This window comes from Thermoactinomyces sp. CICC 10735, from assembly GCF_016055175.1.
GTDB lineage: Bacteria > Bacillota > Bacilli > Thermoactinomycetales > Thermoactinomycetaceae > Thermoactinomyces > Thermoactinomyces vulgaris.
Window position 1 is genome coordinate 312,440 of the sequence record NZ_JAECVT010000002.1, and the last position, 26,268, is coordinate 338,707.

Annotated in this window: 25 protein-coding genes, 1 riboswitch and 2 other annotated features; of the genes, 3 read left to right on the top strand and 22 right to left on the bottom strand. The window is 49.5% G+C overall.

The window, feature by feature from the left end:
• Positions 1-65 precede the first annotated feature (65 nt).
• The 5 genes from hemW to gpr form a co-directional block, all read right to left on the bottom strand.
• Positions 66-1,217: a radical SAM family heme chaperone HemW gene (hemW, locus tag I8U23_RS04775; RefSeq protein ID WP_082240633.1), complete on the bottom strand. Its 1,152-nt coding sequence runs from the start codon at positions 1,215-1,217 to the stop codon at positions 66-68.
• A gap of 58 nt (positions 1,218-1,275) precedes the next feature.
• A complete protein-coding gene (gene lepA, locus I8U23_RS04780; RefSeq protein ID WP_037994557.1) occupies positions 1,276-3,093 on the bottom strand; it encodes a translation elongation factor 4 in 1,818 nt (605 codons plus the stop codon).
• Positions 3,094-3,228: 135 nt separating this feature from the next.
• Complete coding sequence (locus I8U23_RS04785; RefSeq protein WP_037994558.1) at positions 3,229-3,582, bottom strand: DUF3679 domain-containing protein; 354 nt, start codon at positions 3,580-3,582, stop codon at positions 3,229-3,231.
• 22 nt (positions 3,583-3,604) lie between these two features.
• Positions 3,605-4,744, bottom strand: a complete 1,140-nt coding sequence (gene spoIIP, locus I8U23_RS04790; RefSeq protein WP_049720356.1) for a stage II sporulation protein P — start codon at positions 4,742-4,744, stop codon at positions 3,605-3,607.
• 202 nt (positions 4,745-4,946) lie between these two features.
• Positions 4,947-6,059 carry a GPR endopeptidase gene (gpr, locus tag I8U23_RS04795; RefSeq protein WP_037994560.1) on the bottom strand — a complete coding sequence of 371 codons (1,113 nt, stop codon included), beginning with the start codon at positions 6,057-6,059 and terminating at the stop codon, positions 4,947-4,949.
• Between the two features lie 157 nt (positions 6,060-6,216).
• Between gpr and rpsT the strand changes: the two genes are divergently transcribed.
• The gene (gene rpsT / locus I8U23_RS04800) at positions 6,217-6,480 is read left to right on the top strand and encodes a 30S ribosomal protein S20 (RefSeq protein ID WP_037994564.1); all 264 of its coding nucleotides are present in this window, start codon (positions 6,217-6,219) and stop codon (positions 6,478-6,480) included.
• Positions 6,481-6,570: 90 nt separating this feature from the next.
• Here rpsT and trpS read toward each other — a convergent pair whose 3' ends face one another.
• A complete protein-coding gene (gene trpS, locus I8U23_RS04805) occupies positions 6,571-7,548 on the bottom strand; it encodes a tryptophan--tRNA ligase (RefSeq protein ID WP_049720357.1) in 978 nt (325 codons plus the stop codon).
• 54 nt (positions 7,549-7,602) lie between these two features.
• Positions 7,603-7,823: a binding site (T-box leader), on the bottom strand.
• A gap of 126 nt (positions 7,824-7,949) precedes the next feature.
• On the opposite strand from trpS, the gene I8U23_RS04810 reads away from it, so the two are divergent.
• Together I8U23_RS04810 and I8U23_RS04815 are read left to right on the top strand one after the other, a co-directional pair.
• A complete protein-coding gene (locus I8U23_RS04810; RefSeq protein WP_049720358.1) occupies positions 7,950-8,471 on the top strand; it encodes a CcdC family protein in 522 nt (173 codons plus the stop codon).
• A gap of 145 nt (positions 8,472-8,616) precedes the next feature.
• Positions 8,617-9,906 (top strand): phytoene desaturase family protein, encoded by a 1,290-nt coding sequence (locus I8U23_RS04815; protein WP_082240625.1) that lies wholly within the window; start codon positions 8,617-8,619, stop codon positions 9,904-9,906.
• A gap of 43 nt (positions 9,907-9,949) precedes the next feature.
• Here I8U23_RS04815 and I8U23_RS04820 read toward each other — a convergent pair whose 3' ends face one another.
• The 16 genes from I8U23_RS04820 to yqeH all read right to left on the bottom strand — a co-directional run bounded on the left by I8U23_RS04820 (position 9,950) and on the right by yqeH (position 26,257).
• Positions 9,950-10,519, bottom strand: a complete 570-nt coding sequence (locus tag I8U23_RS04820) for a hypothetical protein (protein ID WP_037994572.1) — start codon at positions 10,517-10,519, stop codon at positions 9,950-9,952.
• Between the two features lie 87 nt (positions 10,520-10,606).
• A complete protein-coding gene (holA, locus tag I8U23_RS04825; protein WP_037994574.1) occupies positions 10,607-11,632 on the bottom strand; it encodes a DNA polymerase III subunit delta in 1,026 nt (341 codons plus the stop codon).
• 17 nt (positions 11,633-11,649) lie between these two features.
• Positions 11,650-12,339: an anti-sigma factor gene (locus I8U23_RS04830; protein WP_037994576.1), complete on the bottom strand. Its 690-nt coding sequence runs from the start codon at positions 12,337-12,339 to the stop codon at positions 11,650-11,652.
• Complete coding sequence (locus tag I8U23_RS04835; protein ID WP_037994578.1) at positions 12,321-12,878, bottom strand: RNA polymerase sigma factor; 558 nt, start codon at positions 12,876-12,878, stop codon at positions 12,321-12,323. Before I8U23_RS04835 ends, I8U23_RS04830 begins: the two co-directional genes overlap by 19 nt.
• Before the next feature lie 96 nt (positions 12,879-12,974).
• Positions 12,975-15,398 (bottom strand): DNA internalization-related competence protein ComEC/Rec2, encoded by a 2,424-nt coding sequence (locus I8U23_RS04840; protein WP_198050790.1) that lies wholly within the window; start codon positions 15,396-15,398, stop codon positions 12,975-12,977.
• A gap of 93 nt (positions 15,399-15,491) precedes the next feature.
• Positions 15,492-15,770 carry a DUF6881 domain-containing protein gene (locus tag I8U23_RS04845; protein WP_232335453.1) on the bottom strand — a complete coding sequence of 93 codons (279 nt, stop codon included), beginning with the start codon at positions 15,768-15,770 and terminating at the stop codon, positions 15,492-15,494.
• An 84-nt stretch (positions 15,771-15,854) separates the two neighbouring features.
• Positions 15,855-16,412, bottom strand: coding sequence for a dCTP deaminase (dcd, locus tag I8U23_RS04850; RefSeq protein ID WP_037994582.1), 558 nt, complete (start codon positions 16,410-16,412; stop codon positions 15,855-15,857).
• A gap of 88 nt (positions 16,413-16,500) precedes the next feature.
• A complete protein-coding gene (locus I8U23_RS04855) occupies positions 16,501-17,661 on the bottom strand; it encodes an aminotransferase class I/II-fold pyridoxal phosphate-dependent enzyme (protein ID WP_121874199.1) in 1,161 nt (386 codons plus the stop codon).
• 16 nt (positions 17,662-17,677) lie between these two features.
• Positions 17,678-18,826 carry an aminotransferase class I/II-fold pyridoxal phosphate-dependent enzyme gene (locus tag I8U23_RS04860; RefSeq protein WP_082240634.1) on the bottom strand — a complete coding sequence of 383 codons (1,149 nt, stop codon included), beginning with the start codon at positions 18,824-18,826 and terminating at the stop codon, positions 17,678-17,680.
• Positions 18,827-18,927: 101 nt separating this feature from the next.
• Positions 18,928-19,042, bottom strand: a riboswitch (SAM riboswitch).
• Between the two features lie 80 nt (positions 19,043-19,122).
• Entirely contained in the window at positions 19,123-19,755 is a 633-nt protein-coding gene (locus I8U23_RS04865; protein WP_049720362.1) for a helix-hairpin-helix domain-containing protein, read from the bottom strand.
• Between the two features lie 133 nt (positions 19,756-19,888).
• Positions 19,889-22,351, bottom strand: a complete 2,463-nt coding sequence (leuS, locus tag I8U23_RS04870) for a leucine--tRNA ligase (protein WP_049720363.1) — start codon at positions 22,349-22,351, stop codon at positions 19,889-19,891.
• Between the two features lie 68 nt (positions 22,352-22,419).
• Positions 22,420-22,653: a binding site (T-box leader), on the bottom strand.
• Between the two features lie 106 nt (positions 22,654-22,759).
• Positions 22,760-23,101 carry a ribosome silencing factor gene (gene rsfS / locus I8U23_RS04875; RefSeq protein WP_206759997.1) on the bottom strand — a complete coding sequence of 114 codons (342 nt, stop codon included), beginning with the start codon at positions 23,099-23,101 and terminating at the stop codon, positions 22,760-22,762.
• Entirely contained in the window at positions 23,098-23,688 is a 591-nt protein-coding gene (gene yqeK, locus I8U23_RS04880; RefSeq protein WP_037994595.1) for a bis(5'-nucleosyl)-tetraphosphatase (symmetrical) YqeK, read from the bottom strand. The genes rsfS and yqeK overlap by 4 nt, the downstream gene beginning before the upstream one ends.
• Complete coding sequence (locus I8U23_RS04885; protein WP_037994596.1) at positions 23,678-24,262, bottom strand: nicotinate-nucleotide adenylyltransferase; 585 nt, start codon at positions 24,260-24,262, stop codon at positions 23,678-23,680. The genes yqeK and I8U23_RS04885 overlap by 11 nt, the downstream gene beginning before the upstream one ends.
• A 15-nt stretch (positions 24,263-24,277) precedes the next feature.
• Positions 24,278-25,123 (bottom strand): shikimate dehydrogenase, encoded by an 846-nt coding sequence (aroE, locus tag I8U23_RS04890; RefSeq protein ID WP_037994597.1) that lies wholly within the window; start codon positions 25,121-25,123, stop codon positions 24,278-24,280.
• Between the two features lie 27 nt (positions 25,124-25,150).
• Positions 25,151-26,257 carry a ribosome biogenesis GTPase YqeH gene (gene yqeH / locus I8U23_RS04895; protein ID WP_037994599.1) on the bottom strand — a complete coding sequence of 369 codons (1,107 nt, stop codon included), beginning with the start codon at positions 26,255-26,257 and terminating at the stop codon, positions 25,151-25,153.
• Positions 26,258-26,268 lie beyond the last annotated feature (11 nt).

Sequence of the window (26,268 nt, forward strand, 5' to 3'; positions counted from 1 at the left end):
AGGACGAGTGCTAAAAATACTATTTTTAAATTACCAAACGGCTGAAATGATGTCAACGGATGCCTCTATAATTCCACGCCGTTGAGAAATGAGGCGAACACCTCATTTCCAAACAAAAGCCCTTTTTCCGTCAAGGAGATCCAGTCTCCCTCCATTTTGATGAATTTTTGACTTTGCAAATTCCTCAAAACCGTATCAAACACTTCTTCCGGCCGGCAACCGTACCGGCGGTCAAAACGGGATCGTTTCACCCCTTTTAACAGGCGAAGCCCCAGGATCATGAAGTTTTCCATATCTTCTTCCGGACTGACCTGATACGATTCTTTCACCGGCAAATGCCCCTGCCGGATTTGATCGATATAGGCCCGAACCCCCGTCACGTTCGCGTAGCGGGTGGAACCGACATAGCCGTGCGCCCCGGTTCCCAAACCATAGTATTCCTCATTCAGCCAATACGTGGTATTGTGCCTGCTCTCCCTTCCGGGTTTGGCAAAATTGCTCACTTCATATTGGATATACCCCTTTTCCCGCATAAACGAACGGATGCATTGGTACATCTCAAACTCTTCGTCCTCCGTCGGAAGCGGCAATTCCTTCCGTTGGTGCAAGTGATAAAACACCGTACCCTCTTCAATTTTCAGACTGTAACAGGAAAAATGACCCGGATCGAGTGACATGGCTTCATTTAATGTATGTTTCAGATCGTCGACGGTTTGCGTCGGGAGGCCGAACATCAGATCCAGTGAGATGTTGTCAAAACCGGCCATGCGGGCGGCGTCGACACTTTCCCGGATTTCCCCGGCGCTGTGAATGCGCCCGATTCGCTTTAACAGATCCGGCCGGAAGGTTTGCGCCCCAAAACTGATCCGGTTCACGCCGCCTTCGCGCATGACGGAAAGCAGTTCGGGACTGGTGGTGCCGGGATTGGCTTCAACGGTGAATTCAAGCTGGTCGGACCAATCCGGAAAATGAAGACGCAAATCCCGAAGGAGTTTTTCCATTTGCTTTGGAGTCAACACGGTCGGGGTGCCGCCTCCGATAAAAATGGTTTCAATTTCTTGCGGCTTGGCTGCTTCCGTCACCATCTCCATTTCCCGCTTCAGCGCATCCAAATAATCATCCACCGGCTGTCCGCCCACGACATAAGCCGTAAAGTCACAGTAATAACATTTATTTGTACAAAAAGGAATATGAACATAAACCGATTTGGGCGGCAAAACCCCCACCTCCTTGATAAAAGCCGCAAGCGTTGCACCCGCCTGCGGCTTTTCCTCTTTATTTCTGTTCGTCAATCTTCAGCACGGCCATGAATGCTTCCTGGGGAACGTCCACGCTTCCCACAGACTTCATTCTTTTCTTTCCTTCTTTTTGCTTTTCAAGCAGCTTTCTTTTGCGGCTGACGTCGCCGCCGTAGCATTTGGCCAAAACATTTTTCCGTACGGCACGGATGGTTTCCCTTGCGATCACCTTGTTGCCGATGGCCGCCTGTACGGGCACTTCAAACATTTGCCGCGGAATCAGGCTTTTCAGCTTTTCCACCAACGCCCGGCCGCGCTGATAGGCACGATCCCGGTGGACGATAAACGACAAGGCATCCACAATCTCTCCATTGAGGAGAATGTCCAGTTTCACCAGATTCGCTTCCTTGTAACCGATCAATTCATAATCAAAGGAGGCATACCCTTTGGTGTTGGATTTCAATTGGTCGAAAAAGTCGTATACAATCTCGGCCAAAGGCAACTCATAAACCAGGTTGACCCGGTTTTGATCCAGGTAATCCATATTGACGTATTGTCCTCTTTTATTTTGACATATTTCCATCACCGCACCGACATAGTCATTGGGAACCATGATGCTGGCTTTCACATACGGCTCTTCCACCCGGTCAATCTCCTGCACCGGCGGCATCAAGGTCGGATTTTCGATTTCCAACATCGTGCCATCGGTTTTGTGAATCCGGTATACCACACTGGGAGCGGTGGTGATCAATTCAATTCCAAATTCCCGTTCAATCCGTTCCTGGACAATTTCCATGTGCAAAAGCCCCAGAAAACCGCAACGGAAACCGAATCCGAGCGCTTGTGAGGTCTCAGGCTCAAAAGACAAGGAAGCATCATTCAATTCCAGCTTTTCAAGGGCTTCCCGCAAATTGTCGTAGTCGGACGAATCCACCGGATACAACCCGCAAAAGACCATCGGATTGATGCGCCGGTAACCGGCCAACGGCTCTGCAGCCGGACGGTCCCGGTCGGTGATCGTGTCCCCTACCCGGGTGTCGCGCACGTTTTTGATGTTGGCACAGACAAATCCCACTTCACCGGCCTTCAACTCATTGGTGATCACGGGGCGCGGTGTGAAAACGCCGACTTCGGTCACTTCAAAGGTTTTTCCCGATGCCATCATCCGGATGCCCATGCCCTTTTTGATCGTCCCATCAAAAACACGGGTATAAATAATGACGCCTTTATAGGAATCATAAACCGAATCAAAAATGAGCGCCCTAAGCGGACTGGATTCATCCGCTTCCGGCGGGGGAACCTTTTCCACAATCTGCTCCAGAATCTCTTCAATCCCGATGCCGGCTTTCGCCGATGCCAAGACTGCATCACTGGCATCCAAACCAATCACGTCTTCAATTTCCTGCTTCACGCGCTCCGGGTCCGCGCTGGGTAGATCGATTTTATTGATAACGGGAATGATTTCAAGATCGTTTTCCAAAGCCAAATAAACGTTGGCCAGCGTCTGCGCTTCCACCCCCTGGGAAGCATCCACCACCAACAACGCTCCTTCACATGCTTGCAAAGAACGGGAAACTTCATAGGAAAAGTCAACATGTCCCGGCGTATCAATCAGGTTTAACACATACTCTTTCCCATCCTTGGCTTTGTAGGGGATACGCACGGTCTGCAACTTGATGGTGATTCCCCGTTCTCTTTCCAAATCCATCTGATCCAGGAATTGATCTTGCATTTCCCTTTCGGACAAAGCACCCGTTTTCTCCAAAATCCGATCTGCCAACGTCGATTTTCCATGGTCAATATGGGCGATGATAGAAAAATTACGTATTTGTTTCTGATGATTCTTGTTTTCCATTCCCGTTCTTTTCCCTCCTGCAAAATGCAAGACTGCATTCCTAAATTATATCAGCAGACACAGGAGGTTTCAACGACATAAAAAAAGCATGGGACCGCGATCCCCATGCATCCGCCGGATTTGAGATGGAAAAAACTATGATCTTGTCCAGGCAAACAACCGGTCGGCCAACTCGCGCAACAGTTCACGGATCATCGTGCCGACCTGATTTCCGGTTTCAGCCAGATAATTGGTTCCTTCCCTCATTTCCTGACCAGCGCTTTTTTCCGGATTCTTTAAACCGGCTTTCGCCGACGCTTCTTCGGATCCGATGGTTTGTCCGAAGACGGAGATTTCGATTTTCCCTTCCTGTGGAGTAATTTGAATGGCCCGTGGCGCCCCTTCGATCCCTTGCATTTTTTGCATATTCCGTTCCGCAACATCCATCCCGATAAAAATACCGAAAACCAACATGGCCAAAAGCCCGATTATCTGCACCCAAACCCGCATGTTTCTCCACCTCAAAACTGTTTTAAGATCCTTCTTGCCGCATCACCGGCGTGGCATCATGAATCCGTTGCGCCAGCACTTCCGCCAACACTTCGACCGACCGGTATGCTTCTTCGAAGGTGTTATCCACCCCTCCCACTTCCACAAGCATGCTATTGGGGGATAAAGACTGGTTATATTCACCGTTGTTCCCATTTGTCCGTTCTTTAATAATCACCGCCCGTGACAATCCGGGATATTGTTTGTTGATTTCTTTGTGCAACTCACGGGCCAGCTTCAGATTTTGCTCAAAATGCTTGCTCGATTTTCCCACGACAAAAGCTAACCGGGCATAACTTTTCCCGTTGTAAGTTTTGGTGGTTTTGTCCCTTCGTTGCGCATCCCTGTGCAAATCGATCAGATAAGTGATCCCTTCATGCTGCCCCATCACGGATTGCACCATTTTCCTCGATTGCTTGTACGCTCCCGAATCCCAAGTGTATTTCCGTTCCGCCGTGACCGCCCCGATGCCCATCTTCTCGAGCACTTGGGCCAGATGTTGAGAAACGAGGGTGATGTTTTTTTCGATATGCGATGCTTTCTGCGGATTTTTTTCTCCCACCTCCGGAAGATAAGACTCCCAAAAATGCGTCGAGTAAATCAATACTTTTTTCTGTTTGATCCCGCTTTGGGTTGTGCTGGCGCGGTCCTGATCCGGCTTTTCCATCGCTTTGATGATCTCTTTTTCCAATTCGGGAGGAGGAGCCGATTCAATGGGAATCGATGTGTAATCGACATCGGCGCTCGCCACGTCAATTTCGCTGTCAAAAAGTGCGTACATCGGCAATTCCCGGCCCAGAAAGGTACGGGGATCTTGTAAATTCATGCTGGTTAAAAGTTCAAAAGTCATCCGGGACACAATCCCGTCCAATCCGGCCGAACCGATTTCTTCCTGAAAATACGGGATGTTCTCCCCCATCACCATGGCCAGGGTTTTGGCCGAAATGCGGGAAGTCACCCGGCTAAAATCCGAACCCTGCATGCTGTTTTCAGCCTGAACCATGACCCAGGCTCCCGCAAATGAAAACAACACCGCGATGGCCAAAAATAAAAAAACCAAGATTCTTCTGGTCCGCGGACGTGCCAAGTTTAACGTCATAAACCTTCGATACCGATGATTCATCCGGTTCACCCTTTGCCAGCTTGTCTCTCATCCCTAAGCTATGAAAAAACCGGCAAAAGTAGAACCTATGAGACTTAAAAAATACAGGAGAAGGGTTGATAGAAATCCGGAACAAAACCCCGCCCCTTCAACAAACAGGCGGACATAAAAACGGAAGCCTGTTCCGCTCACAAGCTTCCGTTTTTGATCCCGTACGCCGTCTTCAATTGACGTGCGAAGCCACATTATCCATCGTCACCGCATCATGCAAGGCACAATTGACACCGTTGGCGATCATTTTGGCCACATTGGCAATAAAGGAGTCCACTTCTTTTGGGGTCACGATCAGGTTCTGTCCCAGCGGGGAAAGAACTTCATGAATGAGCTGGCGTTTTTCCTGTTCATTCAGACGACCGAACATTCCCAACACTTCCCGCGCGGTGCCGGAAGGAAGCTGATAATTTTTCAAATCCTTCACTGTCGGGCGGTTGTAAGGATCCAGCGGGTTGTTTCTTTCGCCATGAATTTCTCTTCCCAGATGGGAGATGACAAAATCAATCGTGTCATAGGCAATGGTCACCGCATCCACCACGGTGGGAACACCGATGGCAATCACGGGAACCCCCAACGTTTCCCGGGTTAACGCTTTCCGGTTGTTTCCCACCCCGGATCCCGGATTGATGCCGGTATCCGCCACCTGAATGGTCGTATTCACACGGGTCAAAGCCCGGGAAGCCAACGAATCAAAAGCAATGACAAAATCCGGTTTGGCTTTGTCAACCACTCCCCGTACAATATCGCTCGTCTCCAGTCCGGTCAACCCCAACACGCCCGGGGACAACGCACTGACCGACCGGTATCCTTCCTCAACGGATTCCGGTTCCAGCTCAAACAAATGCCTAGTAATCATGGTGTGCTTCACCACCAGGGGCCCCAATGCATCGGCCGTGACATTCCAGTTACCCAACCCGACAATCAGGCAGGAATCATCTTTCCCAATTCCGGCTTCATCTAAAAACCGGGCAAACTGTTCTGCAAAATGGCCCGCCACTTTCTGGCTGAAGACGGAATCTCTCGATCTCAGTTCCGGAGCTTCAATGGTTAAATAAGTGCCTGGCACTTTTCCCATCTCTTCCGCGCCCCGGTCATTTTCAATCCAAATCCAGCTGGTTGTGATCCCGTCCTCCGTCTTTTCCTCGATCCGCACTCCCGGAATGGAACCGTTCCCGCTCCTGTTTCTTTTGGTTGCCAATTCATGCGATTCACGCGCCAAATCGGTCCGGATGTTATACCGGCTCAAATCAACCTGATGACCTTGCGATGGATCCTGATTCATGTTTCTTTTCTCCTTCCATTCACTTCCTCCTGTTTTTAGTTTGCTTGATGTCATTGGATTTATTCTTGGGGGATTGTTGCTTTTTGCCCCTTCCCATGCTAGAATATTGCATGTTGCATTTTAGGGATGCGGAATCCTTGTACGGGAGGTGAATTCATTGGCAAACATCAAATCGGCAATTAAACGTGCGAAAACCAACGAAGAGCGCCGCAAACGCAATGCTTCCCAAAAATCGGCAATGCGTACGGCTGTGAAAAAGTTTTTGACCGCTGTGGAAAATCAGGACAAAGAACAAGCACAAGTTCTTTTCGGTCAAGCAACCCGCAGCTTGGACAAAGCTGTAACCAAGGGTTTAATCCATAAAAACGCAGCTGCCCGCAAAAAATCCCGTCTTGCCAAAAAGTTGAACGCTTTGGCCTGATGCACGGTTCCATAAAACGACCCCTTTGACCGGGTCGCTTTTTTATACAAAAAAGATGCCGCCGGAGATTCCGGGGCATCTTTTTTTGCCTCACAAGATTCCCATCGCATCTTTCATTTTGCGCAGAGTGTCCTCGGCCACGAGCCGGGCTTTTTCTTTTCCTTCATCCAATACTTTGTCCACATAATCGGTATGCCGGATTTCCCGGTACCGCTCTTGGATTGGCGTGAGATGATCGACCGTCACCTCGACCAAATCCTTTTTAAATTTACCATAGCCCACCCCTTCGTATTGTTTCTCCAATTCCGGGATGGACTTTCCGGAGAGCAGGCTGTAAATCGACAGCAAATTGCTGATCCCCGGCTTGTTCTCCACGTCAAAACGGACTTGGTTGTCCGAATCGGTCACCGCGCGTTTCAATTTTTTCTCAATGGTTTTCGGATCATCCAACATCGCAATGTAATTCATTGCGCTTTCCGCACTTTTGCTCATTTTTTTCTTTGGTTGATCCAGCCCCATGATGCGGGCCCCCACTTTTCCGATCAGCGGTTCGGGAATGGTGAACACTTCCGCATAATCCCGGTTGAATCGTTGTGCCAAATCCCTGGTCAGTTCCAAATGCTGCTTTTGGTCTTCCCCGACCGGCACCTTGTCCGCCTGGTACAGCAGAATATCTGCCGCCATCAGCACCGGATACGTGTATAATCCGACCAGTGCCGATTCCGATCCTTTTCCTTTTTCTTTAAACTGAATCATCCGGTCCAATTCCCCGACACGGGCGACACATTGAAGCAGCCAGTTTGCTTCCGCATGGGCTTTCACCTGTGACTGGGCAAACAAGGTCACTTTTTCGGGATCCAGCCCGACCGCCAGATACAAAGCGGCGACATCTTTGGTTCTTTCCAAAACCTCCTTGGGATCTTTCGGAATGGTGAGCGCATGCAGATTCACAACGCAGAAGTAGCATTCCGCTTCATTTTGCAACTCGACAAACTGCCTGATGGCCCCGAGATAATTTCCCAAATGCAACATCCCCGTCGGTTGCACTCCGGACAATACTCGCGTCATCCAAAATCACTCCTTTGCCATGCAAAAAATATTCATATAAAAAACCCGCCCCCCAAAAGGGACGGGTTTTTGCCCGCGATACCACCCTCGTTCACCTGAGAAATCAAGGTGCACTCAACAGATAACGGTCTTCCCGTTTTTCCCTACTGAGGACTCATGCCCCGTTCGGAAAAAAAGCTCCAAAGTCCATTCACACAGGTCCCTGATTGGCTTGCACCACCCGCCAACTCTCTGAACAGTTCCCCTGTGGTACTCCTCTTTTTCAACACTTTCTGTCCTTATCCATTTGTACCTGACGATTGAAGAATATTTTCCTAGAACGATCCGGAAAAGTCAAGTATATATTATTTACAAGCTTCTTAAATTGTGCTAGTTTTTTTATCATACAAGGAGGGACGGGCATGATGCATTCTATCCCCGTGAATGTCAAAGTCATTGCACCCATTTTTGCCTTCATCATGGCACTGACCGTGATTTTCGTTCGAATCAAAGCGGCTGACAAACCGACCAACGCCAAAAAAATACTCATTCCACCGCTTGGAATGAGCACAGGTTTTTTAATGTTCCTGTACCCGCCTGTGCATATCCCTTGGTCTTGGGCCATCGCATCTTTCTTGGTCGGGGCTCTTTTTTTGTCCATTCCTTTGATTCAAACGTCCAAATATGAAATCATCGACGGACAAGTTTACCTGAAACGTTCCCGGGCGTTCATTTACATTCTGTTGATCTTGTTTGTCATCCGCATGTCACTGCACACATACATCGAACATTTCATCAGCTATTACCAAACGGCCAGTTTGTTTTTTATTCTGGCTTTCGGCATGCTGCTGCCCTGGCGGATCGCCATGTATATCCAATATAAAAAACTTTTGTCCACAGAAAAAGATGCGTCCCGAAAACCCATGCCCCAAAAATCTCCCTGATCGCGGGAGATTTTTTTGTTTCATTCGATTGAAATTTTCGAATATCTAAAAAAACTATCCTCTTGTGATTAAACTTGCTACAATATTACAAGTAGATCGATATTTCTTTATAAAAATTGCAAACGATCTCAAGGGAGTGTGTCTTGTGTCTAAAAAAGTGATTGTAGCGGGTGGAGGTTTGGCCGGTTTAAGCGCAGCAGCCCGACTCGCTTACAATGGATATGATGTGACTTTGCTGGAAAAAGCACCGAAACTGGGCGGACGCGCCATCACCATCCCTTTGAAGGGGTTTAACTTTAACTTTGGCGCCCATGCCATTTATGCCCGGGACAAATCCGTTTTGCGGCGTTATGAAAGCGAAATCGGATTGGAAGTGGACTGGAAAAATTTTTCCCCATCCAAAGCTTATTACGATCTGGGGTCTTATACAACCTTAATGCCTGCCACATTGGAAGGGCTTTACCGCACAAAAATTTTGGATTCCCAAAACAAATGGCGTTTCGCCTATGAAGTGTTCAAAACCATGGCTTCCATCGAAAAAGGGGAAGAAGGCATTCCCATCGGGCAATATTTGGAGAAAGAGCCCCCAAAAGTCAGGGATTTGCTGTTGACCATTGCATCATCCAACTTCTTTACCAATGAGCCTGAAAAAATTCCTTCCCCGCTGTTTTTCCAATATTACAAACGCTTATTCTCCACACAACGTGCCGTCAGTTACATCGGGGGAGGCTGGCAGGCGATTGTGGAATCCTTCTCCAAAATCATTGAAGATCACGGGGGAAAAATCATCACCAAAGAAAAAGTCAGCGGCATCGAACTGGACGGCAACCGAATTTCCAAAATCATCGGGAAAGAAACCACTTACACAGCCGATGAGTTCATTTTGTGCATTCCGCCGAAAGAGTTACACCAGCTTTTTGCCGACACCCCGTATGAATCGACATTCGAAATTTATCGCAACTACTCGCCCACCCAAGTGGTCGTCTATGATGTGGGATTGAAAGAACGGATCCCCAGCCCGTATACCTATGTATATCAAAAAGAAAAGAAAGTGTTTATCACAGACATTTCCTACTATGATACGACCTGCATCCCGGAAGGCGGTCAGTTGATGCAAGCCATCGCTTATCTCAATGATGAAGAAGCGGCTGCCAACAAGGCCAACGAGAAAGTGGCGGACATTGAATCCGTTTACGATAAACACTTCCCCGGCTGGCGGGATCAACTCGTCGCCAAACGAATTTCGAAAAAAGCGGTTGTTCAGGAAATTAAATGTATTCATGACCAAAAACTGCTGCCGGTGAAACTGTACAGTTTGGATAATGTGTATTTCGCCGGAGACTGGTGCCAGGGTGAAGGCCAACTCTCCGAACTTTCCTTCTCCTCGGCCTATGAAGTCACCAACCGGATCATGAATAAAACCACCGCATCATAAACAAAAAGGCCGGCGCCTTCATCGCCGGCCTTTTTCACCCGGTTCAAGAAATGAGCAGGATAAAAACGGATCCCAACAACGTCATGCCTAATACAACACAAGCAAAAATAACGGTAAACAAACTCCGCTCTGACGCATGTACACGGATTTGTTCCGCCGACAACCGGTCAAAGCGGCGGGCATGGGCAATCAAACTCAAATTCCCGATCAGAAACACTCCCACGATGAAAACCGCGATATACCAAACCGGGATCCCTTCCAAAAAGTACAAATCCTGGCGAAACCAAGCCTGCCCCAAGAAAAAGATCCCCAACACAACGGCCAAAATCACCGATGACAGATGATATTTCTTCCAAGTTTCACCCAGCTTTTCTTTCTCGTACCGGATCAATTCTTTCATCCCCGGAAAAAGCAGCAAGGTCGGGTGAAAGGTTTTCAGCCAAAAGCTGCTGAGTGCAACAAGAAAACACAAAATGCCCAAAAGCGTGTAGATCACAAGCGATGACAGTTGTGCCAGAGACAGCAAAGCAAGAATCCCCAGATAGACGAGAATGAGCACATTGGTATAAATCCGCTGCTTTTTACGCAGTTCATTCCGTTTTGCCGGATCCATTTTGATCAACTCCTTCCACAGCTTCCCTTCTCTTTAGTATCTTAGCATTGCTGTGTTGATGAAGGAAACAGGATCGGCACATCTTCTTCAAGCAAAGGAATGATGAATGGCGAACAGTAACCGTTCAACCGCCAGTTCCTTATCCGCTTTTCCGGATTTGATATCCTGGTCGGTGGCGATGGCGGAAATCAAAAATTGCCGCAGTTGGTCCTCTGTAAATTTGGCACCGTTTTTCAAGGCCAGTTTCACCGGATAAGGGTGGACTTTCAAGAAACCTGCCATCTCTTTTTCGGGCATCCCTTTCTTTGCCAGGGCTTTGACTTGCAACATCAACCGGATTTGCCGGATCATCAAGGCAAGAATCCGGATCGGCTCTTCTTTTTGAAACAACAAATCCTGCCAAACCATGAGCGCCTGATCAATTTTCCGCTCGGCCATCTTTTCCGTCAGTTTAAATATATTATGCTCCAGTGTCCGCGGGACAAGCTCTGACACCGTTTGCCGCGTCACCGTTCCTCCCCTTCCCGCGTAAGTGACCAGCTTCATACATTCTTGATTCAACAATTGCAAGTTCTCTCCGACCAAAAGAACCAACTCTTTCAATGCGGAAGGATCGATGGCAACTTGATGTGCTGCAAACCGCCCTTTTACCCAATCCGTCAATTCCTTCCCTTTCAGAGGGGGAAACGAAAGGGTAAAGGCTTTTTTCTGCAAGGCCTTTACCACTTTTTTTCGCTTGTCCAGTTGCTCGGAATAAACCGTCAGCACAAGAATGCTGGATGGAAGAGGATCTTCCAGGTACTTCAGCAAGGCATCCGCATCATGCTGAATCCCCGCAGCCTTTTTTTCGCTTGTGAGGAAATGGGCATGATGCCCGACAATAAACCGCCGGTCACCAAAAAAAGGGAGTGTTTCCGCCTCTTGGACCACCATTTGAACCGGCGTTTCCTCCAGATCAAAAGCGATCATGTTGCCAAACGGATCATCGGCAGGCATCCAATTGGTTTTCATCCACCGAACCGTTTCCTCGATCAAAAAAGACTCGGTTCCGTAAAGCAAATATACCGGATGCGGCCCTTTTCTTTTCAATTCTTCCAAACGGGAATGATCCACTTGTTCCACCTCTTGCCCTAATGATGAACTTCTTCCTTTTTCTCCACATCAATGGTGATCGATTGAGGAGCTTTTTGGTCTTCCTGAATGGTCATTTTCAGGGTTTGATCGGTCAACCACTCGATTTTTTGCAAACGCGCACCCGTTCCCGCAAAAGAACGCTCAAATTGAATGGTCCCGTCCGCTTTGGTGACAACCAGCGTTCCTTGTCTCCATTCCGCCTGATAGGTTTCATCCGGCGACCAAACTTGTGCACCGGATTCCCCGTCCGGTGCCGGACCATCCGTTTTCTCCATCAGGACATTCACTTCTTCCTTCGGGGTGGAATCTCCCATGAAGGTTCCGTTTTCTTTCTCCGCCGGTTGAAAATTCATCCACGCATAAAAGCCAATGAAACCGATCACCACCACTGCCGCCAATGCCTTTGCCGCCAGCGGCCATCCAAACCGGCGCCGGACGGAAGCTTCTCTCTTCAGACGGGAAGCCTCCTCTTGATCGATTTGAGCCAAGACATCGCCCACAATATCGCGGGGTGGATCCACTTTGGGAAGAAGGGACAGCTGACGCGAAACCTCCATCAGCTTCTCAGCGTTCTCGCGATCTTTCACTGATTCTGCCAGATGTTTGTTTAGCATCTTTTTTTCCGCTTCAGACAAATCATCATCCAGATCACGTTGCACCCATTCGTTTATTTTTTCATCCGCCACAGGTAATCCCCTCCTTCCTGATATTCGGACAACCACTTTTGCAATTGTTTCCGTCCCCGGAACAAATGAGATTTCACCGTATTTAACGGCAAATTCATGGCTTCTGAAATTTCCTTGTAATTATAGTCCTGGACATACCGTAGAATAATCGCTGTTTGCTGGGGCATCGGAAGACGCCGGATCGCTTGCTTTAAATCGGAGATGATGGCGCCCTTTTCTATCTCTTTGCCTGCATGGTAATCTTCCTGAACAAAATCCTCCTCCATGAACACCACCTTCTTCCGTTTGCGAAACATATCCATACACACATTGGTGACAATGCGTTGCGCCCACGTGTAAATCATGGCATCCCCTTTATACGAAGGCAAATACCGATACACTTTCAGCAATGCTTCCTGGGTTGCATCCAGCGCATCCTGTTCATTCCCCATGATGTAGTAAGCAGTGCGATAGAGCGGCGTTTCCAACTGTCGCAAAATCTCAACCAGTGCTTTTCGCTCCCCTGCCTGTGCCCGCTGAATCAATTCCGAGTCAAGCAAAAAAATAACCCCCCATATTTATTGACCTATTTTCCCACATGTTAGTTGCAAACAGGAGATTTATGTATACAAAAGTAGTATAAAGAAAAAACGGATTCATTTTAAATGGAACATCTTCCGGGTTGCATCCCTGACGGAACTGACGGTCATTCCCTTCTTCCCGATCTCAAAGATCACAGCTCCTTGTTGATCGGTCCGCCAAATGGAAATGCCTCTTTTCTCCAACCGCGAAATCACTTCCGGGGCAGGATGTCCATAGGTGTTGTAACGTCCGGCCGAAATCACCGCATGCTTGGGCTTGAGCACGTCCAGCCAGATTTCATGGGTGGAAGAGCCACTGCCGTGATGGGCGACTTTTAAAATATCCACTGCCGGCCAACGCCAGCGTTGAAGCAACCTTTTTTCTGTCTCCGTGCCGATGTCTCCGGGAAACAAAACGTTGATGCCGTGAACGGAAAACAAACAGACCACCGAATCTTCGTTGGTTGCTTCCCCTTTGCCTCCATGCCGGACCGGATCCGGGTGCAAAAACGCAAACCCCGTTCCCCTTTCAATTTCCAACGTGCGGCCCACAGGGGACACATAGACCGGAACTTTTTGTCTGTGGAGCTCCGTCATGAGTTGCCGTTCCTCCTCATTTGCAGGCAAACGGGCATTACGCACCACTTTTTGCACCGGAAACCGCCGGATCACATCCAATAATCCATTGATATGATCCTGGTCGCCGTGTGTCAGGATCAACCAATCGATTTTTTGGATTCCTTGTGATTTTAAGTAAGGCACAATCACATCCTCGCCAACCCGAAACGGATGCTTTCGCCTTCGCCATGCTTCATGATTATCGTAACGTACATGGCCGCCTCCATCCACCAAAACGGTTTGACCGTTTGCCGTCTCAATGACCGTGGCATCCCCTTGGCCCACATCCAGAAAAGCAAGGCGTGCCAAAACGTCTTCTTTTCCCGGCTCCGCCCACAACAGCAGGCTGAGTGCCGCCACGCTTGCCGCAAGAAAAACCGGTTTTCCGCGCCGAAGCCATGACCAAAGCGCCATCGCCGAAGAGAGATAGTAAAGGAGGATCCACCACTCTGGAGGAGATGGAAAAGCCGGACAAAATGCCTTCCATGTACTCAGCCACTCCATCCCTCCCTGCATCATCCGGATCCCCGTTTCCATCACATTGGCCGCCCCCATGCTCCCGGACTCCCAGATCCAGCTCAACCCCAAAAGGAGCAAAGAGACCGGAAGCACGACAAAACTGACGATGGGAGCAAACAGCAGATTAGCGGGCAAAGACATGAAAGAGTATTCATGAAAGTGATCAATCACCAATGGAAAAGACAGCCATTCCGCGACCAGATTCCCTGCGACCGGATAACGAAGCGGTGAGGGGAGCCATGTGAGCTGTCCGGACACCGGTTCCGTCCAGACAATCAATCCGGCCGTCAACAAAAAACTGAGCTGAAATCCGGCTTCAAACAATTGATAGGGATCCCACACCAACAGAAGCAAAAGAGCAATCCCCCAAAAGGACAAACTGTCCCCCGGCTTGCGGAAAATCAAGGCAACCATCGTCAACCCCGCCATGACCGCCGCACGGGCCACCGGGGCTCCGAGACCGGTGAGAACCGCATAGACCGGCAGCAATCCGAGGACAACCCATGCCGCCTTTTCTCTGGTCAGGCCGATCCATTTTAAAATATAATATACGATCCCGGTCAGAACCGTAACATGCAATCCGGAAATCGACAACAAATGAACCAAGCCCAACCGGGTGTATTGCCGTTCCCAGTCCGGATCCACTTCCAAGCGCTCCCCCAGCAGCAAGCCGCGCAAATAACCGGACACCGGCTCGTCATACAGTTTTTCCAATTGTCCGGCCAACTTCTTCCGCCATGCATCCACCCATCCCACCGGATGTGGCGGGGCTTCTTTTAACATCACCAAAGAATGCAAACCCTTTCCTTTTCCCGTCCAATGAATTTTTTGCCGAAATAAATAAGCCCGGTAGTCCATTCCCCCCGGGTTGGAACGTTGAGATGGTTTTTCCATCCGGACCGGAAGCCGAATCCGGGAATAACGACGCAATTGTCCAGCCTTTTCCGCTTCTTCTTTTGATTGGAGTGAAAGGAAAACCCGGATTTTTTCCCGGTTTCCGTTGATCACATGATCCTTTTGTTGCAAGCGGTCCAGTTTCAGGTCAAAGCGGAGCACATCCCCGTCCACGACGGGCGAAGAAATGATGGTTCCGGCGACGGTCATTTCTTCCCCTTCCACCGTTGACGGGATTTGGCTCCGATTCTGCCCGTCCACCCAGGAAAAATGCGCAGCGGCCAAAAACAGCGCCGACAAAAAAATCCAAACCGGCCGCCCCTTGCGAAAGAGGTAATCATAGCAGACGCCCGAAAGCAAGAAAGAAACGGCCAGTCCGAGGAACAAAGCCGCATGGTTCCCCATCCGGTCCGCCAACAAAATCCCGGCTCCCCAGGCAATTCCTGCAACCACAAAAGGACGCTGCAATGCCCATCTTCCTTTCTTCCGTTTCCATTCCTTTCGACATTTTCCGACGATTTCCTTTTGGCCGCCTATCTTCACTCCAAAAAACGCACGGATTCACCGTGCGCCCTCCACTATCTCCTTCCAAATTTGTTCAAACTCTTCTTGGGTGATTTCCTTCGGAAAAAAGATTTCATACGGGTCTTGCGCGATCTCCTCCAGCGGCGGAACCGGCAACTTTCCCAATCCGGTCGGACCTGCCTCGATATCATCATAAGCATATCCAATGCTTCCGTCCCGGAACACTTCCACTTTTCGCAGTTCGTACCGGTTTTCGTCCAGTTCGGAACAGATTCTCATGGGCATGTCGCCGTGGCAATGAACATGATCTACCATGATGTAAGTTCTCCGGCTCATGTTGAACCTTCAGCCTTCTTCAGCAAAAAACGCGCGGATTTCCCGCACGTTTTCTATGCATGGCTATACTTTCGGCAATGTAATACCGGATTGAAACTGATATTTTCCTTTTTTCGTCCGGTAGGAAACTTCGCAGTCCTCATCACTTTCCAAGAAAAGAATCTGGCAAAGCCCTTCATTGGAGTAAATTTTGGCCGGCAGAGGCGTGGTGTTGGAAATCTCCAAGGTCACATATCCTTCCCATCCCGGTTCAAGCGGGGTCACATTGGTGATGATCCCGCAACGGGCATAGGTCGATTTACCCACACAAATCGCCAGCACGTTCTCCGGAATGCGGAAATATTCCACGGACCGGGCCAAAGCAAATGAATTGGGCGGAATAATGCACACATCCCCTTTATAATCCAAAAAAGAATCCGAATCGATTGCTTTGGGATCAATCACCGGGTTTAAGGCATTGTGAAAGATCTTATACTCATCAGCGACCCGGAGGTCATATCCGTAACTGCTCAATCCGTAACTGACCGCTTCTCCTTTCCCGACATTCCGGTCAATAAATGGTTCAATCATTTTGTATTGCTCTGCCATTTTCCGAATCCATTTGTCTGATTTGATCGCCATCGTTTTACGTACCCCTTCTAACATCAATTTTCCTTTCTCATTTTACATGATGACGGCTGAAAGAAAAACGTCTCCCGAAAAAGACGTATTATTTTCCAGAAAAAGAAACAACCGTTTCTTCTTGAAGGGCAGCGGCCAAATCGCCAATCAGGTCCTCCGCATTTTCCAATCCGACCGAAAGCCGCAACAAACCGTCGGTGATGCCGCGCTTTTGCCTTGCTTCCGGCGGCATGGAAGCATGCGACATCACCGCGGGATAGGACAAGATGCTTTCAACCGCTCCGAGGCTGACGGCAACGACCGGCAGTTGGACCCGTTTCAACACTTGCCGGGCTTTTTCTTTGCTGCCCACATCAAAAGAGAGAACCGCTCCGTGCCCAGTCGCCTGCCGGCATTGCAAATCATGCCATTCATTTGACGGGAGGCCGGGATAATAAACTTTTTCCACCAATGGATGCTGATTCAGCCACAACGCGATTTTTTCCGCGCTTTGCGTGGATTGTTCCAACCGCACTTTCAATGTCTTCAGACCCCTTAACACCAACCAGGAATCATGGACGCCCAATACGGCACCAAACGCATTTTGCAACAGTTCCAGCCGTTCCGCCATCTCTTTGTCTTTGGCCACCACCAACCCGGCCAGCACATCACTGTGTCCGCTGATAAATTTCGTCGCACTGTGAATGACGATATCGGCTCCCAACTTCAGCGGCTGTTGGTAATAAGGCGTTAAAAAGGTGTTGTCCACAATGGTCAAACATCGGTGTTTTTTTGCCAACCAGATAATTTCTTTTAAATCGCTCACCTTAAGCAGGGGATTGGACGGGGTTTCCACATAGATCGCTTTGGTTTGGGGCCGGATGGCTTGTTCGACTTCCCCGGTCCGGGTGGTATCGACAAACGTCGTTTCAATGCCCAGCCGCCGGAAAACTTGTGTCAGGACACGAAACGTTCCCCCGTAAACATCCCGGGAAACAATCAGATGATCCCCGCGCGAGAAGAGCAACAGCACCGTGGAGATGGCAGCCATCCCGGAGGAAAAGGCAAATCCCCGTTCACCGCCTTCCAAGTTGGCAATGGTGTCCTCCAGCGCTTTTCTTGTGGGATTTCCCGAACGGGTGTAATCAAATTCCCCGGGCCGGTCCACATTTTGATGAAAGGTGGATGACTGATAAAGAGGAATCCCCACTGCCCCGGTTACAGGATCGACTTCATTTCCGTTATGAAGCAGTTGCGTTTCAAAGTTCATCATCTATCTCCTCTCTTTATTTCGTCTTTGAAGCGGCTTGTCGGAAAGCTTGAACCAAATCATCCATCAAATCGTCAGCATGTTCGATCCCCACCGACAAACGAAGCAACCGGTCGGTCACGCCTGCCTTTTTCCGCACCTCTTCGGGAATATCGGCATGCGTTTGGGTGACCGGATAAGTCATCAGGCTTTCCACTCCGCCCAAACTCTCCGCAAAAGTAATAATCTTCAAATGATTAAGGATAAAGGGGATTTGATCCGGATCTTTCACATGGAATGAAATCATGCCTCCGTATCCCTCCGCCTGTTCATCCAGGATTTTTCGCCCGGCCGGATCGAAGGCCGGATGAAAAACCTGTTCCACTTGGGGATGTGCGGCCAAAAATTTGGCCAGCTTGTGTGCATTTTCCTGGTGTTTTTGCATCCGGAGCGCCAATGTTTTCATTCCCCGCATCAACAACCAGGCATCCAAAGGGCCCAACACCGCCCCGATGGAATTGTGGACAAACCGCAGGCGTTCGGTCCATTCTTCTCCTTTGGCCACAATCAATCCGGCCAGCACATCATTATGCCCGCCCAAGTATTTCGTGGCACTGTGAATCACAATGTCGGCTCCTAACGTCAGCGGCTTTTGGAAAAAGGGAGTCATAAACGTATTGTCCACAATGACACACAAATTTTTTTGCCGGGCCCATCGGCACAACGACCGGATATCGACCACCTGCATGAGCGGATTGGTGGGGGATTCGATAAAAAGGCCTTTGGTGTTCGGCTGGAGCGCTTCCGCGATTTCTTCCGGATTGCGTAAATCCACATAAGAAAACGTCAACCCGTATTGTGACAAAACTTGTTCAAACAACCGGTACGTTCCGCCGTATAAATCCAGCGACACTATGAAATGGTCGCCTTTTTCAAACAATCCCATCACGGTGTGAATCGCAGCCATGCCGGAACTACAGGCATATCCTTCATCTCCTTCTTCCAATTCGGCGATGCTGGCTTCCACCACCTCACGGGTGGGATTGGCGGTTCTCGAATAATCATAGCCTGTACTTTTTCCGGAGATATGCTCATAGGCGGTTGAAAAATAGACCGGAAAACTGACAGCGCCGGTGGTCCTTTCTTTTTTATTGCCGATCTGCGCCAACCTGGTTTCCAATCTCATGGCTGCCCCTCCCTTGATGTTGACAATCATGAAAAAAGCCTCTTCCCATAAGAGAAGAGGCTTTTATGCTGAACACAATCGCACGCAAATTCAAGCTTCTTCTCTTATCTTTCAGAAACCGGGGTTTCTGCAGGAATTGGCACCATCCGGTACACTGATATGCACCGAGGTTGCCGGGCTTCATCGGGCCAGTCCCTCCGCCACTCTGGATAAGAGAATCGTTCCTGATCCATATGAAGTTGTTGCCGTAAGTGATATGAACATTATACCGATTCACAAAATAAAAAGTCAAGGAGCTACAAAGTGATTTGCTCACGAAACTGCTCCAGTGTTTTTTCTCCGATTCCGGGGACGTTGGAGATCTCTTCAATGCTTTGAAAGGGCCCGTTTTCCTCACGATAGCTCACAATCGCTTGCGCTTTTTTGGCTCCCACACCGTTTAATTGTTGCAGTTCTTCAGCCGTCGCCGAATTGATGTTAATTTTTCCGCCCGTTCCGTCTGCGGACGGATTCATCCATGCCATCCCTTGCTGCGTTTCTCCTTTTTTGGGAATGTAAACCACTTTTCCGTCTGTCAGGCGTTCGGCCAGATTGACTTGGTCCAAATCAGCATCGGACCGGGCACCGCCTGCTTTCAATATGGCGTCATGCACTCTGGACTCCGGATCCAGACGGTAAATCCCCGGTTTTTTGACGGCTCCTTTCACATCGATCATCACCCATGGATTTTTTTCTTCAGCCGTGTCCGGCGAATCGGGTGCGTCCGCTTCCACAGGCTGATAAGGAGTGAGCGGAGACGCTGATTCATTTGGGTTTTCATCCTGTTGCCAGATAAAAACAAGGCAAACGATCAACGCCAATGCCAAACCGCCCGACAAGATCATCCATTTCTTTTCCCGGGAAGTAAAATCCCACTCCCATTGCACCATCGGCCTTCCCCTTTCCGTTTTCGCCAAAGGACATGCTTTTACAAATTATTCCATGATTCCACAAAAAAACCTTCTTCCAAAGCAAATAAAAAACGGCCCGCCAAAATGGGCGAACCGTTTTTTCTGTGGTCATCTATTTCACCACAATATTCACCAATTTTCCGGGCACAACGATCACTTTACGCACCGTTTTTCCTTCCGTCCAATGTTTAATCCGTTCATTGTCGAGCGCTTGTTTTTCAATCTCTTCCCGGGAAGCCTGGGTTGGCACCACGATTTTATCCCGCACTTTCCCGTTGATCTGAACAGCCAATTCCACTTCATCCAAGACCAGCGCCGATTCATCATAAGACGGCCACGCTGTCTGGTGGACACTTCCTTCTTTCCCCATCACGGACCACAATTCTTCCGATATATGGGGCACAAACGGAGCGAGCAAGACCACGAGCGTCTCCAACGCTTCTTTGTACAAGGCGGGATCCGTTTCGCCCGCATGTTGGTACAATCCGTTGACCAGCTCCATAATCGCGCTCACCGCGGTATTGAAGTGGTTTCTTTCCCCGATTTCAATGGTCACTTTTTTGATGGTTTGATGCAAGAGACGGCGCAACTCTTTGGTTTTGCCATCCGCTTTCGCACCAGACGGGACCGGTTGCTTGAACAGCTCTTCGTTCTGTACGACCAGACGCCATACCCGGTTCAAGAAACGGTGAACCCCTTCCACACCGGATTCACTCCAATCCAGATCGCGGTCAGGGGGCGCCGCAAACAGGATGAAGAGGCGGGCGGTATCCGCACCGTATTTCTCCACAATTTCCAAAGGACTGACCACATTTCCTTTGGATTTGGACATTTTAAACCCGTCTTTCAACACCATTCCCTGTGTCAACAAGCTTTCAAACGGCTCATCGAACGAAACCATGCCGGCATCATAAAACACTTTGGTAAAGAACCGGGAATAAAGCAGGTGCAACACCGCATGCTCGATGCCGCCGATATATTCGTCAACCGGCATAAAGCGGTCTGCTTTCTCTTTTGCAAACGGGATTTCTTCATTATGCGGATCAGTATACCGCAAGAAATACCACGAAGAGTCCACAAAGGTGTCCATCGTGTCCGTCTCGCGGCGGGCCGGTTTTCCGCACTTCGGGCAAGTGGTGTGCACAAAACTTTCCGAAGTGGCAAGCGGATTGTTTTTCCCGTCAAAAACAACATCTTCCGGCAGCAGAACCGGTAATTGATCCTTGGGAACCGGCACGATATGGCAATCATCGCAGTAAACCACCGGGATTGGCGTTCCCCAGTAGCGTTGCCGCGAAATCAACCAATCCCGCAACCGGTAATTCACCGTCCATTTCCCTTGTCCCCGTTCTTCCAGGAACTTCGCAATCGCATGGATGGCTTCCCGGTTTTTCATGCCGTCAAATTGGCCCGAAGAAACCAACACGCCGTCTCCGGTGTATGCTTCACGCAACGGTTCGCTGAGTTCCTCATTTTCCGGACGGATGACCGGTTTCACCGGCAATTGGTATTTGGACGCAAACGCGAAATCCCGCTCGTCATGAGCCGGTACCCCCATGACAGCGCCCGTTCCGTAATCCATCAACACATAGTTGCCCACCCAGATCGGGATGGCCTCTCCCGTCAATGGATGTTGGGCATACGCTCCTGTCGGATGGCCCACTTTTTCGGCATCGTTGCTGGTCCGTTCAATTTCGGATTGTTTTTGGGTTTGGTTGATAAACTCAAGAATCCCGGCTTCGTTTTCTTTTCCTTTGATCAGCCGGGGAACCAGCGGATGCTCCGGAGCCAACACCAAGTAACTGACACCGTACAACGTATCCGGACGGGTGGTGAAGACCGTGATTTTTTCATCGGACAGCTCCGGCACCGTAAACGTGACGTGCGCCCCTTCGCTGCGGCCTATCCAGTTGCGTTGCATGGCTTTGACCCGTTCCGGCCATTTCGGCAAACGGTCCAGTCCCTCCAGCAAACGGTCTGCATAATCGGTAATCTTGAAAAACCATTGTTCCAGCTCTTTTTTGATCACTTCCGAATCACAGCGCCAGCATTTTCCTTCTTCCACTTGTTCATTGGCCAAAACCGTACCGCAGGACGGGCACCAGTTGACCATCGCTTTTTTCCGGTAAGCCAGTCCACGCTCATAGAAAAGCAAAAACAACCATTGGTTGAACTTGTAATAATCCGGGAGACAAGTTCCCACATAACGGTCCCAATCGTAAGAAGCACCCAAAAGCGATTGTTCGCGGCGAATGCGTTCCATGTTGTTCAGCGTCCATTCCCGCGGATTCACGCCACGCTGGATCGCTGCGTTTTCAGCCGGCAATCCGAAGGCATCCGCCCCCATTGGGTGCAACACGTTATAACCGTTCATCCGCCTGAACCGTGCCACCACATCGCCAATCGAATAGACCCGTGTGTGTCCCATGTGCAACCCTTCCCCAGAAGGATAAGGGAACTGTTCCAGCACATAATATTTCGGTTTGTTTGTATCCTCACCCGTTTGATAAAGCTCTGTTTTTCTCCAATGTTCTTGCCATTTGGCTTCAATTTCCCTTGGAGAGTACTCCTTCATGCCTGTAAACCTCCATCAATCTGATTTCATGCGATCAATTAAAAAACCTCCCACCCCCAGCATCTTCGGCTAGGGACGAGAGGTTGTTTCCAAATTCCCGCGGTACCACCCTAATTAGTGTTTCAAAAAACACTCCCTCATGGATCCGGTAACGGGGATGAACCGCCAAAAAGTACTGACGTGACCGCGTTCCTCTTTGGAGCAATGAGGCGAGTTCATTTGCTTCCCGGATTGACTCGCACCATCCGTCAATTCTCTGAGCCGGGAGAGGGCAAATTACTACTCCTCATCATCGCTGTCGCATTCAAAAGTTGTTTTTTAAGATTATATGAAAACAAACAGATCCGTGTCAACATTTTTCTCCAATTTCAACGCGGACGGACCGCCTGTTTTTCATACAAACCCGACCTATTGGACATGGACCTGCCTGGCGTCGCCCCACAAGCGCTCCAAGCCGTAAAATTCACGATCATCTTTGTGGAAAACATGGACAACCACATCACCGAGATCCATCAGAACCCAACGGGCATCCTGATAACCTTCCATCCCTTTGAGTTCCACGTTGTTTTCCAATAATTTTTCTTTGATTGCGGTGGCGATTGCTTGAACTTGTGTTTGCGAATTTCCGTGACAGATCACAAAATAATCCGCAAAGACGGATAATCCGCGAATATCCAGAACCGTGACATCTTGTGCTTTTTTCTCCTCGGCAGCGGTGGCTGCTAACTGAGCGATTTCCACGACTTTCAAACAGATTCCTCCCTTGAATCCTTTTGGGCAATCTGATCCAGCATGTGATTGCGTGCATCGAGTGTAAGCGGATAAACCTTCCGGCCTTTTTCGATCAAAAAGACAATGGTGTTGTCCAATGATTGAAGCACGGCCAGATTCAGGCTTTTTTCCGCAATCCTCCGGACTTCCTCCACCCCGGGAAATTGTCGGCCCGGCTCAATATAATCGGCCAGAAAAATGATCTTTTCCATTTTCGACATGTCAGGGCGGCCGGAGGTATGGTACCGGATCGCATTCAAGACCGTCTCATCCTCAATCCCGAACCGTTTCCGGGCCACGGCCGCGCCAACGGGGCCATGCCACAATTCTTTGTTGTACAGGAGCAAGTCCTGCCGCTCGTTTTCTTGTAAAATCCACTCGGTCAGTACTTCCCCGGGCCAAAACTTGCAAAAATCATGCAAAATGGCAGCCACTTCCGTTTTGTGCGGATCCACTCCCTCCCGCCTGGCCAGTTGAACGGCCGTTTCTGCAACACGAAGGGTATGCTCCCACCTTTTTTGAGGCAACTCTTTCTTTGTAGCTTGCTTTAAATACTCAAGATCCATACAACCCTTGCTCCTTTATATATTTGTATACGGAATCGGGGACAAGATAACGAACCGACCGGTTCAGCATGAGGCGCTCGCGTATGATGCTTGAGGAAATATTGGTTTCCACGGCGTCCGGAATCCACATCAAACGTTCTTCAATATATTCCGGCAACGCATCGTGATCAAACCCGGGGCGTCCAAGACCGATCACTTGAACATTTTGTATAATTTCCTTTATTTTATACCATTTTGGTAAATTTTTCACCATGTCCGCCCCCACTAGCAGAAAAAACTCAACATGAGGATTTTGTTTTTTCAGCTCCATGATCGTGTCCACCGTGTAGGAGGGGCCGGAGCGCATCAACTCGATCGGATTGACTTTAAATTGCGGATGCCCCTCGATTGCCAGCTCCACCATTTTTTTTCGCTCCATGGCCGGGGTGACCGGTTTTCCTTGCTTGTGCGGGGGCTCGCCCGCAGGGATAAACCAAATCTCATGGAGGGATGCTGCTTCCCGTGCTTGTTCGGCGAGCAACAAGTGCCCGAAATGGATGGGATCAAAAGTGCCTCCAAAAATCCCTACCTTCATACCATCATTCATCCTTTAATCATCTTTTAAGGAATTGGCCAATGCTTGCTTCATCAAGGAAACGGGTGCGGGGACGCCCGTCCATTTTTCAAAGGCGATCGCCGCCTGATAAACCAGCATGCCCAATCCTTCATGCACCTTGGCTCCCTGTTGTTTGGCCCCTTTTAACAGCGCGGTCTCCCGCGGATGATAAATCAAATCGCTCACATATTGGCCTTCGTGGAACCATTCTGCCGGTACCGGTGTTGCATCCCGGTCGGGGTGCATGCCCACCGATGTGGTATTGATCACCAAATCGGCTTTTTCAATCACATCTTTTCCTTCTTTTAAAGAAACAGCCCGGGTTTGGGTAAACGAAGACAAGTGGTTTGCCAGGGCTTCTGCTTTTTCCACCGTCCGGTTTGCGATGGAAATTTCAGGAACACCTGCGGTTGCCAAAGCATACCCGACCGCCCGGGCGGCCCCGCCGGCTCCCAATATCACGGCTTTCAGCCCGGAAAAGGGAAGATCCCACTCTTCTTTCAGCGACCTTAAATAACCGGGCCCGTCGGTATTATATCCCACCCATTTTCCTTCTTCACACACGACGGTGTTGACCGCGCCGATCGCCCGGGCCGATTCATCGATCGCGTCCAAATGTTTCATGATCGCCACTTTGTGAGGGATGGTCACATTCCATCCTTTCACCCCGAGGGCCCGAAATCCATCCACCGCTTCCTTCAACCGTTCCGGTGCCACTTGAAAAGCCAGGTATACATAAGGCAATCCATGGCTCTCTAACGCCCGGTTCATCATCTCCGGTGACTTGGAGTGGCCGACCGGATCCCCGATCAGCGCCAGAAGTCCTGTTTGACTGTCCACTTGGGCTCCCCCCTCTTTTTTCTTTATTTATATAATGGACGGACGGGTGCTCACTCCGGTCCCCTCCGGAGCATAAACTTCAACCCACACCGCATTCTTACCACACGCCACCCATCCCAAGCCGGGAATGACAATGTCCGTCTTCTTCTCCCCTTTTAAATGGATCACGTGCTTTTTCAAAGGCGGCAAATTGTCCGGACGTTTGGGCGGGGACAACAATTTTCCGCGGTGTTTGTCCCACACTTCATCCGCTTTTTCCAATTTCGTCCGGTGAATGTATAACTGATTGGATAAATAACAAACAAACGACTGTCTGTTTCCCCGGACAAAGTCAAAGCGGACCAATCCTCCGAAAAACAACGTTTGTTGATCATTCAACTGATACACCCGCGGCTTGATCGTTTTGTGGGGAATCACCGATTTCAATTCCCCGGGCTCCACCCATTCGCTCACCCGGTCCTCCCGGACAATCCCCGGTGTGTCGACCAAAAATTTCCTGTCTTCCAACGGGATCCGGATGGCGTCCAAAGTCGTTCCCGGGTAAGGAGAAGTGGTGATGATCTCTTTTTCCGTGAGCTTGGCTTTTTTCAGAATTTGATTGATCAGGGTCGATTTTCCCACGTTGGTCGTTCCGATCATGTAGACATCCCGGTGATCTCTGTAAAATTCAATCGCTTCCATCACCTGCCGGATGCCAATCCCAACTTCTGCACTGATCAACACCACATCCACCGGACGAATCCCCAACTTTTTTGCCGACTGAAAAATCCATCCCCTAAGCCGTTCCCGTTTCACGCTGGGCGGGAATAAATCCACTTTATTGGCCGCAATCAAAACCGGAAGATTTCCGATCCGGCGAGCCAATCCCGGAATCCAACTTCCGGCGAAATCAAACAGATCCACCACCCATACCACAAAGCCCTCACTGCGGGCAATTTCGTCCAGGCGATGAAGATACGCATCCGGATCTTGTTCCACTTTGGCCATTTCCCCGTAATGGCGAATCCGGAAACAACGTTTGCACAAAACCACTTCCCGCGTCAACGCTTGTTCAGGGATATATCCCGCTTGATCCGGATCTTCGGTTTGCAGGGCAATTCCGCATCCTTCACAATGTTTCGTTTCTGAATCCAATCATCTGACTC

Coding starts and splice junctions, on each gene's coding strand:
- I8U23_RS04860 (WP_082240634.1), bottom strand. CDS start 18,826: ATGAGATTGGAAACCAGGTTGGCGCAGATCGGCAATAAAAAAGAAAGG.
- I8U23_RS04820 (WP_037994572.1), bottom strand. CDS start 10,519: ATGGATCCGGCAAAACGGAATGAACTGCGTAAAAAGCAGCGGATTTAT.
- I8U23_RS04845 (WP_232335453.1), bottom strand. CDS start 15,770: ATGGTAGATCATGTTCATTGCCACGGCGACATGCCCATGAGAATCTGT.
- trpS (WP_049720357.1), bottom strand. CDS start 7,548: ATGACGCGAGTATTGTCCGGAGTGCAACCGACGGGGATGTTGCATTTG.
- I8U23_RS04810 (WP_049720358.1), top strand. CDS start 7,950: ATGATGCATTCTATCCCCGTGAATGTCAAAGTCATTGCACCCATTTTT.
- I8U23_RS04785 (WP_037994558.1), bottom strand. CDS start 3,582: ATGCGGGTTTGGGTGCAGATAATCGGGCTTTTGGCCATGTTGGTTTTC.
- lepA (WP_037994557.1), bottom strand. CDS start 3,093: ATGGAAAACAAGAATCATCAGAAACAAATACGTAATTTTTCTATCATC.
- spoIIP (WP_049720356.1), bottom strand. CDS start 4,744: ATGAATCATCGGTATCGAAGGTTTATGACGTTAAACTTGGCACGTCCG.
- I8U23_RS04855 (WP_121874199.1), bottom strand. CDS start 17,661: ATGAACTTTGAAACGCAACTGCTTCATAACGGAAATGAAGTCGATCCT.
- gpr (WP_037994560.1), bottom strand. CDS start 6,059: ATGAATCAGGATCCATCGCAAGGTCATCAGGTTGATTTGAGCCGGTAT.
- yqeK (WP_037994595.1), bottom strand. CDS start 23,688: ATGGATCTTGAGTATTTAAAGCAAGCTACAAAGAAAGAGTTGCCTCAA.
- I8U23_RS04865 (WP_049720362.1), bottom strand. CDS start 19,755: ATGGTGCAATGGGAGTGGGATTTTACTTCCCGGGAAAAGAAATGGATG.
- dcd (WP_037994582.1), bottom strand. CDS start 16,412: ATGGCGATCAAATCAGACAAATGGATTCGGAAAATGGCAGAGCAATAC.
- I8U23_RS04885 (WP_037994596.1), bottom strand. CDS start 24,262: ATGAAGGTAGGGATTTTTGGAGGCACTTTTGATCCCATCCATTTCGGG.
- leuS (WP_049720363.1), bottom strand. CDS start 22,351: ATGAAGGAGTACTCTCCAAGGGAAATTGAAGCCAAATGGCAAGAACAT.